General features: G+C 56.7%; 15 protein-coding genes. 4 read left to right on the top strand and 11 right to left on the bottom strand.

The genetic code is table 11. The features are described from left to right. From EPG66_RS22210 to EPG66_RS22235, 6 genes are all read right to left on the bottom strand, one after another. On the bottom strand, positions 1-1,557 hold a 1,557-nt coding region (locus EPG66_RS22210; RefSeq protein ID WP_246379571.1), incomplete at its 3' end, for an Ig-like domain-containing protein. 1,343 nt (positions 1,558-2,900) lie between these two features. Next, positions 2,901-4,292, bottom strand: coding sequence for a hexose-6-phosphate:phosphate antiporter (uhpT, locus tag EPG66_RS22215; RefSeq protein ID WP_182688137.1), 1,392 nt, complete (start codon positions 4,290-4,292; stop codon positions 2,901-2,903). 152 nt (positions 4,293-4,444) lie between these two features. Next, complete coding sequence (gene uhpC, locus EPG66_RS22220; protein ID WP_182688139.1) at positions 4,445-5,773, bottom strand: MFS transporter family glucose-6-phosphate receptor UhpC; 1,329 nt, start codon at positions 5,771-5,773, stop codon at positions 4,445-4,447. 9 nt (positions 5,774-5,782) lie between these two features. Beyond that, positions 5,783-7,282, bottom strand: coding sequence for a signal transduction histidine-protein kinase/phosphatase UhpB (gene uhpB / locus EPG66_RS22225; RefSeq protein WP_182688141.1), 1,500 nt, complete (start codon positions 7,280-7,282; stop codon positions 5,783-5,785). Then, entirely contained in the window at positions 7,279-7,872 is a 594-nt protein-coding gene (gene uhpA / locus EPG66_RS22230; protein ID WP_033787435.1) for a response regulator transcription factor UhpA, read from the bottom strand. The genes uhpB and uhpA overlap by 4 nt, the downstream gene beginning before the upstream one ends. Before the next feature lie 181 nt (positions 7,873-8,053). After that, positions 8,054-8,722: a YecA/YgfB family protein gene (locus EPG66_RS22235; RefSeq protein WP_182688143.1), complete on the bottom strand. Its 669-nt coding sequence runs from the start codon at positions 8,720-8,722 to the stop codon at positions 8,054-8,056. A gap of 239 nt (positions 8,723-8,961) precedes the next feature. Here EPG66_RS22235 and EPG66_RS22240 point away from each other — a divergent pair, with 239 nt between their 5' ends. Beyond that, positions 8,962-10,215: a serine hydrolase domain-containing protein gene (locus tag EPG66_RS22240; RefSeq protein ID WP_083070245.1), complete on the top strand. Its 1,254-nt coding sequence runs from the start codon at positions 8,962-8,964 to the stop codon at positions 10,213-10,215. Positions 10,216-10,347: 132 nt separating this feature from the next. Beyond that, on the top strand, positions 10,348-10,854 hold the full coding sequence (locus EPG66_RS22245; protein ID WP_022625353.1) for an RcnB family protein: 507 nt from the start codon (positions 10,348-10,350) through the stop codon (positions 10,852-10,854). Positions 10,855-10,898: 44 nt separating this feature from the next. On the opposite strand, the gene EPG66_RS22250 is transcribed toward EPG66_RS22245, so the two are convergent. From EPG66_RS22250 to EPG66_RS22265, 4 genes are all read right to left on the bottom strand, one after another. Next, the gene (locus EPG66_RS22250) at positions 10,899-12,011 is read right to left on the bottom strand and encodes an NAD(P)/FAD-dependent oxidoreductase (protein ID WP_115387927.1); all 1,113 of its coding nucleotides are present in this window, start codon (positions 12,009-12,011) and stop codon (positions 10,899-10,901) included. 19 nt (positions 12,012-12,030) lie between these two features. Next, the gene (locus EPG66_RS22255) at positions 12,031-12,792 is read right to left on the bottom strand and encodes an amino acid ABC transporter ATP-binding protein (RefSeq protein WP_010671731.1); all 762 of its coding nucleotides are present in this window, start codon (positions 12,790-12,792) and stop codon (positions 12,031-12,033) included. Beyond that, on the bottom strand, positions 12,785-13,591 hold the full coding sequence (locus EPG66_RS22260) for an amino acid ABC transporter permease (RefSeq protein ID WP_010671730.1): 807 nt from the start codon (positions 13,589-13,591) through the stop codon (positions 12,785-12,787). Before EPG66_RS22260 ends, EPG66_RS22255 begins: the two co-directional genes overlap by 8 nt. A 61-nt stretch (positions 13,592-13,652) precedes the next feature. Continuing rightward, positions 13,653-14,465 carry an ABC transporter substrate-binding protein gene (locus EPG66_RS22265; RefSeq protein WP_031593265.1) on the bottom strand — a complete coding sequence of 271 codons (813 nt, stop codon included), beginning with the start codon at positions 14,463-14,465 and terminating at the stop codon, positions 13,653-13,655. Between the two features lie 192 nt (positions 14,466-14,657). Here EPG66_RS22265 and EPG66_RS22270 point away from each other — a divergent pair, with 192 nt between their 5' ends. Together EPG66_RS22270 and EPG66_RS22275 are read left to right on the top strand one after the other, a co-directional pair. Further along, positions 14,658-15,743, top strand: a complete 1,086-nt coding sequence (locus tag EPG66_RS22270) for a LacI family DNA-binding transcriptional regulator (RefSeq protein WP_182688145.1) — start codon at positions 14,658-14,660, stop codon at positions 15,741-15,743. Between the two features lie 149 nt (positions 15,744-15,892). Beyond that, positions 15,893-16,606 carry a GNAT family N-acetyltransferase gene (locus EPG66_RS22275; protein ID WP_182688147.1) on the top strand — a complete coding sequence of 238 codons (714 nt, stop codon included), beginning with the start codon at positions 15,893-15,895 and terminating at the stop codon, positions 16,604-16,606. 16 nt (positions 16,607-16,622) lie between these two features. Here the strand turns inward: EPG66_RS22275 and EPG66_RS22280 are convergent, their stop codons facing one another. Continuing rightward, on the bottom strand, positions 16,623-17,045 hold the full coding sequence (locus tag EPG66_RS22280) for a hypothetical protein (protein ID WP_182688149.1): 423 nt from the start codon (positions 17,043-17,045) through the stop codon (positions 16,623-16,625). Positions 17,046-17,193 lie beyond the last annotated feature (148 nt).

Genomic DNA, 17,193 nt, shown 5'->3' on the forward strand with positions numbered 1-17,193 from the left:
TGGCGTACTGTCGCTGGTGCTGCTGCCGTCGGCGATCGGATTGCCGGCGTCGTCGGTGATGCCCGGCGCGGTGGCGCTGGTGTCGACGGTGACGTCAACGGTGCTGCTGCTGGCGTTTCCGCTGGCATCGGTGCCGTCAACCACGAGCGCGTGCTCGCCGTCGTCCAGCGGGGCGTCAGGGGTGAAGGTCCAGCTGCCGTCCTCGCCCACGGTGGCGGTGCCGAGCTCGGTGTCGCCGTCGGTGATCACCACGGTGGAGCCGGGCTGCATGCCGCCGCCGCCGATGGTCGGCGTGCTGTCGCTGGTGCTGCTGCCGTCGGCGATCGGGTTACCGGCGTCGTCGGTCAGGCCGGGAGCGGTGGCGCTGGTGTCAACGTTGACGTCGACGGTGCTGCTGCTGGCGTTGCCGCTGGCATCGGTGCCGTCAACCACGAGCGCGTGCTCGCCGTCAGCCAGCGGCGCGTCAGGGGTGAAGGTCCAGCTGCCGTCCTCGCCCACGGTGGCGGTGCCGAGCTCGGTGTCGCCGTCGGTGATCACCACGGTTGAGCCGGGCTGCATGCCGCCGCCGCCGATGGTCGGGGTGCTGTCGCTGGTGCTGCTGCCGTCGGCGATCGGGTTACCGGCGTCGTCGGTCAGGCCCGGCGCGGTGGCGCTGGTGTCGCCTTCCGCTGGATTACCTGTGTCGCCGCCCGCGCCCGGCACAGAGGCACTGCCATTGTCTTCTGCCGGGCTGCCTGCATCATCACTCGCGCCCGGCGTCGTGTCACCGGTGTCGATGATAACGTCGACGGTGCTGCTGGCAGGGTTGCCGCTGGCATCGGTGCCGTCAACCACGAGCGCATGCTCGCCGTCGGCCAGCGGGGCGTCGGGGGTAAAGGTCCAGCTGCCGTCCTCGCCCACTGTGGCAGTGCCGAGCTCGGTGTCGCCGTCGGTGATCACCACGGTGGAGCCGGGCTGCATGCCGTTACCACTGATCGTGGGGGTACTGTCGCTGGTAGGACGACCAGCCACGGGGTTGCCGGCGTCATCGACAAGAGATGGCGTTGTGCCAGCAACAACACTGGCATTGCTGTTGTCCTCATTGGCTGCTGCCGTATTGTTATTTCTTGAGGAGGAGCCACCTGAGTTTGATGCTGCAGCCACACCAATTATCGCGGCCAGGCCACCTAAAACACCACCCGCCAGATAGACATTGTCAGTGATGAGCGGATCCGCAGTCGTTGAAGCGAGTTCATATACGCCATTAGTCGCATCATAGTTATACGCATAGGCCACACCATCCGGGCCAGAGGCAGTCATAATCGGGAGTTCATCTGCGCTGACGTTTTGCAGGACGATGTCATACTGCTCACCCGTTACATCATCCACCAGCTTAAATTTCATCTGGCCGTTAGCTTTTGACGCAACGATTTTCTGCGGAGGCTGCCCATCAACGCTGTGAACTTCATAGGACGCAGCCTGTGGCGTGGACTTCAATGCCAGCGACTGCCCAGGTTTTAAAGCATGCTTAGCAATGATATTGCCATTACTGTCTTTAATAATTAATTGAATTTTCATTTTTCACCCATAGATGCCGAAATGAACCGGGCGATTAATTAATCACCAGGCGTTGCTGTGCTGATTTAAGAAAAATTTTGTTAAAAAAATTAATTAACCTCCATGTAGCCGTTAATAATGGCCACCTGCTGTGGCGTAATAAACATGGCTGAAAGTATTATTTCCTGTAATGAGCGGTGCCATTTGATACGCTGCATTAATAATGCGGAACGCCTTTTCCTGTACCTTGCCATAAGGTGAATGATCGTTTTTCAGAGTAAGGTTTTAACCTGTTTTAGGATTGATTCGCTTATCCTGAATGTTTATTGCCCCGGTTATATGGCTCATGGATGAGTTCGGGTAACTGAGTGTTTATCCGGGGCGGTAACGCTATTTGGTATAACTTAAACCACCTCTCTCTTATCAAAGGGACAGGAGGGGGTGATGATTTAATTATTCAGGTAACTGCAGTCGGCATTCTTACAAATAAACTCATAAAATGGAATTTACAGAGTCCTGGTAAGATATAGTATCGATAAGAGTCGTTATGCGGAATATTATTCTTTAAACTTTTTTCTGGTGTGGTTTTTTAGTGTTAAATCCTAAAAATAATCTCTATTGCAGTTTTTATCAGATTTTTATGTCAATTCAATGTAAGCGTAGGTAAGGCGCTGTTTTTTGCGCATAAAAAAGAGTTTCAAAATGGATTATATAAAAAGCTCAATAAAAACAGTCCATTGTGTGATGCGATTTGGTTTATCAGGGGCATTATTTCAAAGGTGATCTGTTTTTTTTACACCTGATGTTAATAGGTTTTGCGTACAATAAAAACCTGCGTTGTCATATGGCAATAAATAATGGTGGGATATTTTTAACAATAAATGCACTCTTAATTACCTTTCTGTGAGACAGGCAATAAGATAATCATTTTATAATCTATGTTAAAATCTATAGCGTGTTGAAGTGTGTCTGGCAGGAGAGAGGTAAATATCTACAGTCTGTGAAGAGGGGCGTGTTTTTATGTTTGCTTCTTCGTTTTGGATTTTCTGATTTTATTCGCGGGTATAATTATTCCCTTTGTTCTGATAACGGTGATTTATTGTACCCTGACGGCTGGGCTGCCTGTTGGGTATCACGGCATACCTGACAGGCATCCTGAAACACGCAGGTGTTGTTAATACCTGCGGCAACGTTTGGTTTCAGCAGACAGTGGACTCAGAAGGGTAATCGCAAGGCAGGGAGTTAATTCGTTGAAGCACATTTCACATTCTCTCGGGAATGAGTCTGTATAGTGCCTTCTGCAGCAATCTCTCTCTTCATTTTTGCAAAAAAAAGCCCGGCTTACGCCGGGCCTGATTTTATCTTTACGCCATCTTCAAACGCTGCAATCGTTTCTCGCGGCGAATCTTACGCTCTTCCATCACGGCAACCAGCGCCATCAGGCAGATACAGGCGATAGCAGCGGCATCCAGTGCGGCAAAGGTGCCCGCCCAGCCGGTCAGGCCAAATATCGGCGTGCCGTCGGCAATCATGCCAAGGCCCAGTTTAGCGAAGCTGTCACCAATCAGATAGGCGAAGGTGCCTTTGATGCCATCTGCTGCGCCGATTGCCTTTTTCGGTACAAAGCCGACCGCGGCGACGCCGATTAACAGCTGCGGGCCAAACACCAGGAAGCCCAGTGCGAACAGCGACGCCAGATAAACATACTGGTTGCTGGCATGCTGATAGATCCCGAGCGTGGCAATAATCAGCGCTAATGCAACGCAGGCCACCAGCGCACGACGGCCATTGGCCAGATCGGATAACCAGCCCCACATCAGCGTGCCGACCAGTGCGCCCACTTCAAACAGGGTAAAGCCCTGAATCGCCACCTCTTTAGAGAGCTTCAGCTCCTGGAAGGCGTAAACCGTTGACCACTGATCGATCCCGATGCGTACCACATAGAGGAAGATGTTGGCGAAGCAGAGCAGCCAGATCACCTTGTTCTTCAGTACGTACTCAACAAAGATCTGCCATTTGGTCATCGACTCATCTTCGGCTTCTTTGTCCTCATCGCTCAGCTCTTCGTCAAACAGCTCTTCGGCCTTGCCCAGGCCATAAGACTCCGGGGAGTCGCTGCCGTAGCGCAGGCCGATAAAACCAACAATCAGCGCGATAATAGAGGGGAAGATAAACATCCCAATTACGTGGCCGTCGAACAGCACATTGGCGCCAAACAGCGCAACGCCCGCCGCACCGGCACCGCCGAGGTTGTGGGAGATATTCCACATCCCCAGATAGGTGCCACGCTTGCGGCGCGGCGTCCACTTCGTGATGGTGGAGTAGCTACAGGAGCCGCCGGTACTCTGGAAGAATCCGCTTAAGGCATAGAAAGCGATCATCAGGAACAGGCTGACGGAACCGGTGCCCATGCTGGCGCTGAAACCCAGCATACAGATGGCCGAGAGGATCAGCATAAACGGCAGGAACTGCTTGGTGTTTTTGCCATCAGCATAATAGGAGACCAGGGTTTTACCGACGCCATAGGTGATGGAGAAGCCCAGACCGATCATCCCCAGCTGCGTCATGCTCAGTCCGTAGGTGGTGATCATATCGTTCTGTGCAATGTTGAAGTTTTTGCGGATCAGATACATGGTCAGGTAGCCGATAAAGACCACCAGATAGGACTGCATAAACGGCTTGAACCACATCTTGCGCCGCAGTTCGATCGGCAGATCCAGCGTCGGTCTGCGCACCTGTTTAAGGAATGCCTGCATGGAAGGGGATTCTCCTGGTTGGAATAGCTGCAATGGGCAGCGAATGGCTGGCATTGTAAAAACCTGCCGCCAGACTGGCCTGAGACAGCATCCAGGCGAAACCAGGAAAATTTCTTAGTTTTGCCCCACTCGGGGCAAAAAGGAGAGGCGTATCACGCTTCAGGCAGGGGACGCGGCGCCTGAGCATTTAAAAACGGCAGCAGAAGCAGCGCGGAGATCCCCGCCGCCGTGGCAATCACCGCAAAGAAGCCGCTCCAGTGCCAGACGTCGATAACCCACGCCAGCGGCCAGCCGGAGAGTGACGCGCCCAGATAGGCGAAAAGACCGACGAAGCCGGTTGCTGCGCCCGCCGCATCTTTATGGGAACACTCGGCTGCCGCCATACCAATCAGCATCTGCGGGCCAAAGACAAAGAAACCGGTAGTAAAAAAGCAGGCTGCCTGCATCACGTAACTGGTAAACGGCATCAGCCACAGTGAGCCGACGGAAAGCAAAATCCCGGCTGCAAAAATCAGGTTCATCGGACCACGGTTGCCGTTAAACAGCCTGTCCGAGCCCCAGCCCGCGACCAGTGCACCTATCACACCGCCCAGCTCAAACAGGGTGATTACCGAGTTTGCCGTCACCAGATCCACCCCCAGCGTGTCGGAGATGTAGAGATTTCCCCAGTCATTGAGCGCCGCGCGAACCACATAGACCAGCACGTAACAGAGTGACAGCAGCCAGATGTAGGGGTTGAATAGCACGTAGCGGGTCAGGATCGCTTTGCGACTCAGACCTGCGCCTTCCTGCTGCTGCGCCATCTCCATCTCATCCTGTCGCCAGTCGCCTACCGCGGGCAGGCCGACAGTCTGAGGCCGGTCGCGCAGACGCCAGCAGAGAAACAATCCGGCGAGTATCGCTAAAGTGCCCGCAATCATCATCCCGGTTCGCCAGCCATAATGCAGTGTCACCGCGCCGATAACGATCGGGATGACCGCACCGCCAACGTTGTGCGCGGTGTTCCATAATGCCCACCAGCCGCCGCGCTCGTTGCGCGAATACCAACTGGTCAGCAGGCGCGCGCAGACCGGCGCGCCCCAGCCCTGGAAAAAGGCATTGATAGTCCACAGCAGCGCAAAGGCCCACAGCGACGTCGAGAAGCCAAACAGGATATTGACCACGCCAGTGGCGATCAGCCCCAGCCCCATAAAGTAACGGGCGTTGGAGCGGTCACTGACGATGCCGGAGAAGAACTTCGACAGGCCGTAGGTGATGTAAAATAGCGTCGCCAGCAGGCCGATATCGGTGCGCATCATCACGCCGCTGGCGATCACTTCCGGCGCCGCCGCATTGAAGCTTTTGCGGGTAAAGTAGAACAGGGCATAGCCGATCCAGATGGTCGACATAATGTGCCGCCGCCAGTAGCGATAGCGGCTGTCAATCTCACTTTTGTCCTGCAGCGGGGCGGCGTTAGCGGGCGTTTTCAGAAAGTTAAACACGGTGGTTCCTCAGGCCGTACGCAGCGGCAGATGCACGCTGACGCGGGTTCCATGGGTGCAGGAGATAGTCAGCGATCCGCCCAGCGCACTCACGCGTTCGCGCATCCCGACCAGACCAAAGCTCTGCTGACCGGAACCTGGCGGCAGACCGCAGCCATCATCTTCAATCACCAGCAAAACGCGACCATCCTGTTGCCAGCCTTTCAGCGTCACGGCGCTGGCGCTGGCGTGTTTCACAATGTTGTTCAGCCCCTCCTGACAGACGCGAAACAGCGTGACGCGCTGCGCTTCGCTCAGCAGCGTCTCATCAATACGCCACTCAAGGTGACTGACGATGCCGCAATCCTCCATCTCCATCTCACGCATCAGGGAGCGAACTGCCTGTTCAAGTGACAGGTCATCTAACTGGCGGGGTCGCAGACGTCCCAGCAGTCGCCGCACTGAGTCATAGACGCCAAGAGAGAGCTGTTCAATGTGGACGCCGCTCTGGATCACCCGGCCATTACCCGGCGCAAGGCGCTGCACAATGCCCGCCTGGGTACGAATTGCCGTAATCGTCTGACCGATATCATCGTGCAGTTCGCGCGCCACCTCCTGGCGCACGTTCTCTTCTGTCTCGACCAGCCGTTCCGCCAGGCGTCGGTTGCGCGCCAGCTCACTCTGCAGCGACTGATTCAGCTCGCGCAGCCGCTGGATACCGGCACCCAGCAGCAGTCCGGTCAGGCTTTGCGCCAGTAGCGAGAGCAGGAGATCGACCGGATGATCGTGCCAGGTCTGGCTGGCGATCAGCGCGATTGCGTTCATCAGCGTCGCGATCAGCGCACCCTGCCAGCCGTAGTGCCAGGCCAGCGCAATAATCGGCAGAGCCAGACAGAATGGCGTAAAGCGCGACAGTTCAGCGGGCAGGCCAAGCTGCAACCACAGACTGATGACAAACAGCAGCAGATACCAGATAAGATGCCGGGCGCGCCAGTTGACCGGGTGTGAGACCAGCGACGGCCCCAGCGGCTGCCAGCGGGTGCTGGTGAGGTAGTGCCAGATGACCAGGCAGGTCGGGGCCAGCGTCAGACCACCGGTGAGCGTCAGCAGCAGGGCGTTCAGCATCTCCTGCTGTCCCGCCCACGCCAGGGATTGCAGCAGCGCCGCGGCGATCAGAGCCGCGCCCTGGCTCAGCAGCGTGCGCCAGTCACGCTGATGGCGGTAATGGGAGATCAGCGCCACCGGCAGCAGCGTCAGTACACTGCCCGCCATTAACAGCGGCAGATGCGCCAGCGCGACCACCTTCGCCAGCCAGATCAGCATGATCCACTCAGCTACCAGCAACACCGGCCAGTAAGCGCGTGGACATTGCAGCATCAGCCCCAGACGCAGGCCAAACGGGAATAGCAGCACCGCCAGCTCCGGGCGTTCCACCAGGTGCAGGCTGATACTCCACAGGCAGAACCAGGCCGCCGAGAAGATGAAAAAGCTGGCGACAATGGAGATCAGCCGCGAAACACAGGGGCTCATTGCCAGCCATCAAACATGCGGCGCGCCAGCTCCACATCATTGCTGACGCCGAGCTTCTCCATCAGATTCGCGCGATGGACATGTACGGTTTTCGGTGACAGCGCCAGCTCAACGGCAATTTCCTTTACCGCCATGCCCTGTGACAGTTTTTCCGCCACCTGACGCTCGCGTCGGGTCAGCGGGTCCTGCCGACCAGCGGCCAGCTTGATCGCAATCTCTGGCGTCAGATAACAGCCGCCTGTGGAGACCGTGCGCACCGCCGCGATCAGTTCATCGGGACGACAGCGTTTAGAGAGGAATCCGCGCGCACCGGCATTAAGCGCCTGCTCCACCAGGGCCGGACTGTCATGGACTGACAGCATGATGGTGGCCAGGCCCGCCGGCAGCTTGCTCAGCAGCTCCAGCCCGGAGAGATCCGGCATCGAAATATCGCAGATACAGACCTGAACGCCCCGGCCCGGTAAACCTGCCAGCGCCTCACGGCCAGAACCAAATTCCGCTACGACCTGGAAATCCGATTCCAGGCCCAGCAACTGGGCAAAGCCGGAGCGGACGATAAGGTGATCGTCAATAAGCGCGATGGTGATCATGTTCATTCCTGGCGGGTAAAATCGCGCTTACCTTAGCGATAAGCACGAAGCTGTTCAAGTCGTGAGCAGTCTATTCAGGTAACGGTGTGGGTAGGGTGATGCAGGTCAAACTGTCGTGGATCGTGAGAAAAGCATGCCGGGCTGAATAGCCGCCCGGCAGATCGTGAGGCTAAGCAGCCGATCAGTGCAGACAGCACTGCTTATATTTTTTGCCGCTGCCGCACGGGCAGGGATCGTTGCGGCCGGGCAGTTTCTCTGCCGCGACAGGCTTCTGGGGAACGGGAATCGCTTCTGGCTGGGAGATCCAGTGATCGTGCAGCGCCAGCGCAGCAGGACGGATAGCTTCTATGCTGGTTTCCATCTCGTCCGGCGTCATGGCATCGATCTTTTCAAGATTCTCTTCCACGCCGTGCAGAGCGATGGCGTCCAGCGCGGGTTGCAGATCCTGCGGCAGGGCAGACCAGTCGGTCAGCGCGACACCGCGCATGTAGCCGAAGCACCACTCTTCCACCACGGTAAATTCCAGACCTTCCATTTCGCGGATACCAAACAGCGGTTCGAACTGCTCAGGGAATTCAGATAAGCGGTCAGCCACATCATTCATATGCTGGAAGCAAAGCGACATAAAGCGCGTCATTTCACGCTCGTTGCTCCATTTCGGAATCTGCTTCTCGCCACCCCACAGTGCCACCAGCCACTGGCTTGGCTCAATGCTGACGGGACCGGAGAGTACAGCAGTCAGCAGGCCATCCAGCTCGGAGACATCAATAATCGATGCTTCGCTGCCATATTTTTCCAGCATATCTTCCAGCCATTGCAGCTCTTTTTCGGACAGTGGGCCTTCTTTCATGCGGTTGCCTCCCGGGCATTTCAAAATTTCAGCGGCGTTGAGCCTTAAAACCGCAGCAGTGTACACCCTTGTGAACTGCAACACAGCTAACCCTGTTCGGGCGTGCTGCGGTGACTAAACCGCGTTTAGCACCACTTTCACCCCGTTATGCAGGCGATAGCCCACAGCACTTTATGGTACATTTTTGCGCTCCAGCCAGACAGTTGCGTGTTAAATAATAATAAGTAAATGATTAATATATGAAAAATGGATTTACTGGCAGGCCGGCTGTTGCAGTCTCCCTCGCGCGGCGGCCCCCTGGCGGCCAGTGGATCAGCAGATTAATGACGCGATTCATGCCAGCCTTTATCTTCCTGCTGGCGGGATGTGGAACCCTGTCGCAAACGTCCGCCCCGGTGGGCGATCGCGTTTATCTGACACACGCCACCTTTCATGAAAATGTCGATGACATCGTGCAGCATTACATGCAACAGAAGCAGGTTCCCGGCATCAGCATTGCGGTCATTCATCGCGGTGGGCCGACCCGCTATTACTCTTTTGGCGTAACCGATCGTGTGCATCGCTATCCGATCACGCCCGATACCCTGTTTGCGCTGGGATCGCTGAGTAAAGGCGTGACGGCAGAAGTGATTATTCAGCTGGTTGATCAGGGTAAGTTGCGCTGGAGCGATACCCTGGCCGATCTTCTGCCGGAAGGCGCTCGCCTCAGCGCTGACGCGCAGCACATCACGCTGCTGCAGCTGGTGACGCACACCTCGGGTCTGCCGCGACAGGATATGGATTTGACGATGCTGCAGCAGTTCGTTCGATATCTGGACACCGGCGAGAATTTCTATGGCAACCTTGATAGCGACAAGCTGCTGAGTTATCTGGCGGACTTCTCTGCGCCCGCGGTACGCATGCCACACTACTCCAACCTCGGCTATGCGCTGCTTGGTTATATCCTGCGCACGCGTTTTCATCAGGATATTCAGACGCTGGCGTCACAGCTTATTTTCACACCGTTAAAGATGAACCAAAGCAGCTTTGTACCGGAAACGCTGGCGGGCTATCCGCTGCGTGCGCTGGGCCATGCAGGCGATCAGCCGAAATTTATCCGCCGCGGCACGCTGACGCCGGACTGGCATTTTCACGGCAACATGGTGGCGGCGGCCAGTCTCTACAGTAATGCGCGCGATCTGAGTGCTTATTTGCGCGCGCATCTCAGTGCCACCGGTGATGCTGCGCTGGACCGGGCTTTCGCGGCAGCAGAGCAGGCGTGGTATCAGCAGGGCGCGCAGGTGCAGAATATCGCCTGGGTGACCGACACTTTCGAAGGGCAGCAGATCACCTATCAGGTGGGCTATATCGGCGGCTATTCCAGTTTTATCGGCTACGATAAACGTAACGGCAATGCGATTGTGGTGCTGCAGAACGGCTTTAACTGGAGTAACTATTTAGGCATTGCGTTGTTGGTCGATCTGGCAACTCAGGATAAAGTGGTCGGACAGTGATCCGCTACCTGGCCTGTGTGCAGTAAAGTGAATAGCGCTGTTTTTCCTTACACATAGCGTCAGTGCGCCGGAACTGAAGTGCGATAAACATTGTCTTTAGCCTGACTGTCAAAATTCAACGTGGAAATCATTATGCGCAGGACTCAACGTGTACTTTTATCAATGGGATTACTGGTTGGCTCGCTGAGCCTGATCCCCGCTGTACAAGCCGCTGGCGAAGCAACGGATACCGTTCCGCCACCGCCGCAGATTCAGCCTGCTAATCCGGATGCCCAGCCCGCTACGCCTGATACGGGCAGCGTTCAGCCGGATGCCGGTGCCGCGCAAAGCCAGGCACCGACCAGTTCACAATCTAATGATGGTATTACGCCGACCACGCCGGCACCTTCCAACGGCGCACACCCTAATTACGACCTCAGCACCATCATCATCGACTACAAACAGTACCAAATCGGTGACACAGTGCCAGAGAAGTACACCGATAAAACGTACACCATCAATGAGTGGCAAAAGCGTAATCTGCCTGCTCCACAGGAAAATACCCACTGGGCCTATATCAACGCCAACTACATTCTTATTACTAATGACACCGGCAAAATCGTCATGGGTAAATCGGGCGATATCTTCTTCCGCGGTTAAAATAAGCGATAAAAAATCAGCCGGTCGTGATGACCGGCTTTTTTTTAGCTGAAACGCTCAGCACCAAAGCTTGCCAGCATCGGATGCTTTTCACCGCTTACAATCTCCTCCGCCAGTAATTCACCGACAATCAGCGCCAGGGTTGCGCCCGAATGCGTGAACGCCACATAACAGCCCGGCACCTTCTGCAGTTGCCCCAGCACCGGATCGCCATCGCCTGGAATCGGCTTCAGGCCAATTTTCCAGCTCTGGACGCTAAGCGGCTCGTCACCCCGTAACAGCTGACTCGCTTCTTCGGCCAGCTTTGCTACAACCTGCTTATCAATATAATAATCGCCTCCGGCCAGCTTCTGGATATCAGCCTCGTACCAGTCGTGATCCAGGGCGTAACGGTTGCCGGGGTTTGGCCGGATGGCGGCGCGGGGCGTGTTCAGCACCGCTTTGAGTTCATGTTTGCCCGGCTCAGTGATCACCAGCATGGAGACGGGCGATCCGTTGGGAATCGTCACACCCAGTGGCGCAATCACATCCGGTGTCCAGGGCCCGCAGGCGACCACCACCGCATCTGCCCGCAGTTCACCCAGCTCACTGCGAATGCCGCAGGCCCGGCCCTGATCGGTGATCACACTGGCTTTACCGGCGTGTTCAATCACTTCACCACCCCGCGCCCGGAACTGATTCACCAGATACTCTGACAGGTGCGGCAGGCTGACCCAGCCTTCACCGGGGTTAAATATCGCCTGCGACGGCAGCGCGTCGGGATCGATTGTCGCATCCGCCTGCGCCACGTTATCAGGGGTCATGAGTTGTGAGTCGTAGCCATGTGCTTTCTCATAGGCGTGCCGCGCCTGCGTTCCGGCTGCATCATTGCTGAACCAGCAGACCCCGCCATCAAAACGCAGCCAGTCGAAGGTGGGTTGTTGAGCAAACAGGGTGCGATAGCGATCAATGCCCGCCATCCGCAGCGCGTGATAGGGGCGGGAGCGTTCACCCGCCGAGTTGAGCCAGGAGAGTGAACGTCCCGATGCGCCGGAACAGAGCGCGGCTTCGGTCACCAGCGTCACCGCCGCTCCCCGTTTTGTCAGCTCCAGCGCCGTCGAGACCCCTATTACGCCACCGCCCAGTACAACTACTTTCATTTCAGTTTTTACCGCCATTATCAGGTTCCTTGCTCAGTTACAGCACTTCAGAGAGAAAACGTTGCAGTCGCGGCGACTGTGGCGTATCAAAAATGGCGCCCGGCGGCCCGGCTTCAACAATCTCGCCTTCGTCCATAAACACCACCTGATCCGCCACTTTGCGCGCAAAGCCCATTTCATGTGTCACCACAACCATCGTCATGCCGCGACGACAGAGATCCGCCATCAGCGTCAGGACACCTTTCACCAGTTCGGGATCGAGCGCGGAGGTCGCCTCATCAAACAGCATGACCTCGGGATCCATCGCCAGCGCGCGGGCAATCGCGACACGCTGCTGCTGGCCGCCGGAGAGATCGCGTGGCCGGTGATCGGCGCGCTGACCCAGACCCACTTCTTCCAGCCGCTGACGCGCAATCGCCATCGCCTGCGCTTTGGGCAGGCCTTTAACCCGCCACGGTGCCAGCGCCACGTTCTCCAGTGCGCTGTGATCGGGGAAGAGATTGAAATGCTGAAATACCATGCCGATCCGTAACCGCAGCGCATCTGGTTTGTCGCGCAACACTGACCGATCAGCCAGAAGTACATCTCCCGATTGCGGTTCATGCAGCCGGTTGATGCCGCGCAGCAGCGTCGACTTACCCGAACCGGATGGCCCGATAATGCAGGTGGTGCTGCCGGGCGCGACCCGCAGCGAGACGTTACGCAACACCTCAATCGGGCCGTAAGCCAGAGTCAGATCGCGCAGCTCCAGGCTGGCACCGTGCCAGCTCGCGGCTGTGGTGCTGTTCAGATTATTCATGGTTGCCTCCGATCCGGGGATGAGTGACCAGTGCGCCGCCGGGCGCTCTGACTTCCTCCACCTCTTTTAAGCCACTTTGCGGGGCAGTCAGGCGACGTCGGCCGGTGCGATAACGCACATCGACATAGTTGACCATGTGCGTCAGCGGCACAGTGATAATCAGATAGAACAGCCCTGCCAGCATCAGGGGCGAGAGGTTGCCGGTGAGCACCGCCGCATCCTGGCCCACGCGAAACAGTTCCCGTTGCTGGGTCATCAGGCCCAGCAGGTAAACCAGCGAGGAATCTTTAATGATGGCGATGAACTGGTTAACGATGGCGGGCAATACGCGGCGGATCCCCTGCGGGATCACCACCAGTCGCATTGCCCGGCCATAACTCATCCCCAGCGCACGGCAGGCTTCCATCTGGCCGCGTTCAACACTCTGAATACCGGCGCGGAAAATCTCGCCCATGTAGGCGCTGGCGATCAGGCTGAGGGCGAAGATCCCCAGCGGATAGGGCGTAGGACCGAACAGCTGATAGCTGAAGCGCGCCAGGCCCTGACCAATCAGCAGAATGGTCAGAATCGATGGCAGACCGCGGAACAGATCGGTATAGAGCCGGGCAGGCAGACGCAGCCAGCGTGAGGGCGAGATGCCCATCAGCGCCAGCAGAAGTCCGAATAGCGTGCCGAGCAGCGTTGCCGCCAGCGAGATAATCACTGTGTTGACCAGCCCGGTGGTCAGCATCTGCGGCAGTACTTCCATCATTGATGGAAAATCAAAGAAGGTGCGGGAAAGAATCGTGAGCAAGTCCATCGCCGTCTCCATGCAGGGTGGGGGATCCCCCGGTTAACTCAGGACGCGAACGTCCGCATCTTTACTGCCCGCCAGGCAGATACTGTTTTGGCATCGGCGACCCGGGGAACCACTTCTGATAGAGCCGTTGCCAGGTGCCATCCTGCATGGCTGCTTTAATGGCGCTGTCCAGCGCGGCCTTGAAGGCGGGTTTGCCTTTGGCAATGGCAATGCCGGCCGGTGCATCAAACGAGGGGATGTCGGCGGCAGAGACCAGCTTAAAGCGGTCGGCGTAGCTTTTTGCCGCCTCGTAGTCGAGGAAGATCGCGTCGAGCGTACCGTTGTTGAGCGCAGAGACTGCGCTGTTGTTATCCGGGAAGCGCACGAGATCGGTCTGGGTGAAGTGTTCGACGGCATAGCTCTCCTGCAGCGTACCCTGAACCACCCCGAGTCGGTGTTTTGCCAGGCTGGCGACATTCTTCACCCCGCTGTCGTGACGGGTCAGAACGGTGAGAAATCCCGCCAGATAGCCGGTTGAAAAATCCACCGTCTTTTCACGCGCAGGGGTGATGCCGATAGCCGCTACCGCCGCGTCATACTGACCGTTGGCCACCGCCGGCATGATGGCCGAGAAGTCCTGTCCAATAAAATCGACCTTATCGATCCCGATACGATGGGCGACATCTTTGAAGAATTCGACGTCAAAGCCGGTGAACTGACCGCTGGCATCCGTGAAGGTGTAAGGTTTTGAGTCGCCGACGCTGGCGATGCGTAGCTGACCCGGTTCGATCAGCCCATAGGGATTGTTATCGCTGGCAGCCAGCGTACAGAACGACAGTGAACAGAGTGCGAGCGTGGTGCCGAGCAGTTTGCCCAGGGTGGTTTGCGATTTCATAGCTCATCCGTTTTGCAGGTTTAAACATCAGAGACTGTTGAGCCAGCGATTATTATTGAGACCGGTCTCAACACAGGTGGCACCTTAAGACGCTGGTGTTGTGAGACCGGTCTCAAGGGGTTACAATGAGTTTAAGCACACCCTTTTTTCGGCGTCAATATTCCTGTCATCAACCTGTGATTCAAAATAATTATGACCAGCCAGAAACGACAATCTAAAGCGCCCACCGTGGCGGATGTGGCGCGCGCAGCAAAAGTATCCAAAGCCCAGGCGGCGCGTGCGCTGGGTGGTTATGGGGCAGTCAGTGATGAGGTGCAGGAGCGGGTCAACAGCGCGGCCTCCTCGCTGGGCTACCGTCTGAATGCCCTGGCCCGCAGTATGAATACCGGACGTTCCAATACCATTGGTGTGATTGTCGGCGACATCGAAAATCCCCATTTCGGTCTTGCGCTGCGCGGCATGGCGGATGTGGCGCGCACTGCCGGTTACCATCTGCTGCTCAGTAACAGCGATGAGAAGCTGCAGGCTGAGCAGGATGCGGTACGGGTGATGCTGGAAAAGCGGGTCGACGGCATTATCGTTGCGCCCTGCTGTTCAGAACACCATCACAACAGTCACCTGACCCAGGTACTGGAAGAGGGCAGAGCGCTGAAATTATTTGATCGCGCAGTTAATGATCTTGATGTGGAGGCGATCTGCTGCGAATTTACCGAAGTCGCTGCAGAAGCAACCTCGCAGTTACTGGAAGCGGGCCATCGCCACATCGCCTATATCACCAGCATGGCACTGGCAACCGACTACAGCACGCCAGGCGATTTTGGCCTGACGCCGGTCGCCCAGCGCGTGGGCGGCATGATGCAGGCATTTGCTGCCGCGGGCGTGGAATTTGATCCGACGATGGTGAAAGTGAATGCGCTGGACGAAGCGGAGATTGCCCGTATCGTGGCCGAGCTGTGGCAGCGTCCGCAGCCGCCCACTGCGCTGGTGGCTTCTGACAGCGTAGTCGCGATGTGGCTGCTGCGCGAAGTGACGCAGCGCGGACTGCGAATCCCTGTCGATCTCTCATTCGTGATGTATGACAATTTTCCGTGGAGTGAGATTGTCACGCCACCGCTGACGGTAGTAGCGCAACCGGTGTATGAGATGGGCCGTGAAGCGGCGCGACGCTTGATCGCGGAGATACGCGGCGAAGCCGTCGGACCGATGCCGCGCTTTGATGCCCGTCTGATGATTCGCCAGTCCATTGCCGCACCGGCCAGCCTCATCAGTGGGAAATAAGAGGGTTAACCCCGCCAGCCCGGTAACCGGTATATCGCCTGGCTGATGCGTTCGCAGGCAATGGGTCTATCATTTTCTCCAGTTTTGGTCCTTTTTAATCAATTATGATCGTGGCAATCTGCAGAGATAATCTGCAGCCAGGAGATAACATGTCACAACATACCAATCAGTACGGACAGCCGGTCGGTGAGCCAATGCCAGACTGGCAGCCCCGGCCTCTGCCTCAGCATCAGGTTTTTACTGGCGAAGTTTGTCGGCTGGAGCCGTTCAGTGTGGCGCGTCATGCTGAGGCACTGTTTGAGGCATGGGCACTGGCTGAAGATGGGCGTGACTGGACTTACCTGCCTGCCGGTCCCTTTACCGAACGGCAGGCATGGCAGGCGTATGCTGCACAGCTTGAAGTGAGCCGCGATCCGCTGCATTTTGCCGTGATCGATCTCGCCACCGACCAGGCAGTAGGCAGCCTGTCGTTAATGCGCATCCAGCCTGAACATGGCGTGATGGAAGTCGGGCACGTCATGTTTTCGACCCGGCTGAAACAGACCCGCATGGCAACGGAGGCGCATTTCCTGCTGATGCGTTACGCCTTTGAGACGCTGGGTTATCGCCGTTATGAATGGAAATGCGATAGCTGTAACGCCCCTTCCCGTAAGGCAGCGGCACGTCTTGGTTTTCGTTATGAAGGCGATTTTCGTCAGGCGATCATCTACAAAGGGCGTTCACGTGACACCAGCTGGTTCTCGCTTATCGATAGCGAATGGCCGCAGGTGAAAAAGGGCCTGCAGCGCTGGCTGGCGGAGGAGAACTTTACCGCCGACGGTCAGCAGCGCGAAAAGCTGGAGGCGCTGCGCGACAGACCCTGACCGGGCGATAACGGGATCACATTACAATATCTTTCAGGACCGCCGCCAGCAGGGTGGTGGTCATGAGAATAGATAACCGTTTGATCCAGCGCATATCGGTGGTCAGGGTAACAACGTCATTTCTGAGACTGTCCACAGCCGAAGTTAATCGGAAATTCATTTCACTGAGAGCGACATCCAGCTTATCCACCTTGGCTTCTAACTGATTAAAACGGATGGCCAGTTTGTCTGTTTTTCTTTCAACATGGCCAAGCCGCTCATCTATCTGATGTACTTTTGTTGTGAGCTGACCAAGCTGCCCATCTATCTGATCGACTTTGGTCGTAAGCTGGCCGAGCCGAATGCCTATATGGTTGGCTTTGGTCTGAATCTGACCGAGTTGCTTTCCAACCTGTCCGCCTGGCTGCCTCTGCTGCATATCAGTAAACACCTCCACCATCGCCTCCGCTTGCTGATCGTCGATCCCTGCCTGTTACAGCGCTTTAAAAGCTTTGTGGGTACTCATCATTGTGCTTGTCATCACGACACCTCCCTGGGCACTTCAGCGATAACGGCATCATGACAGGCAAAAGACGTATCGCCACTAA

The sequence above is a fragment of the Pantoea pleuroti genome, from assembly GCF_014156615.1.
Classification (GTDB): Bacteria; Pseudomonadota; Gammaproteobacteria; order Enterobacterales; family Enterobacteriaceae; genus Pantoea; species Pantoea agglomerans.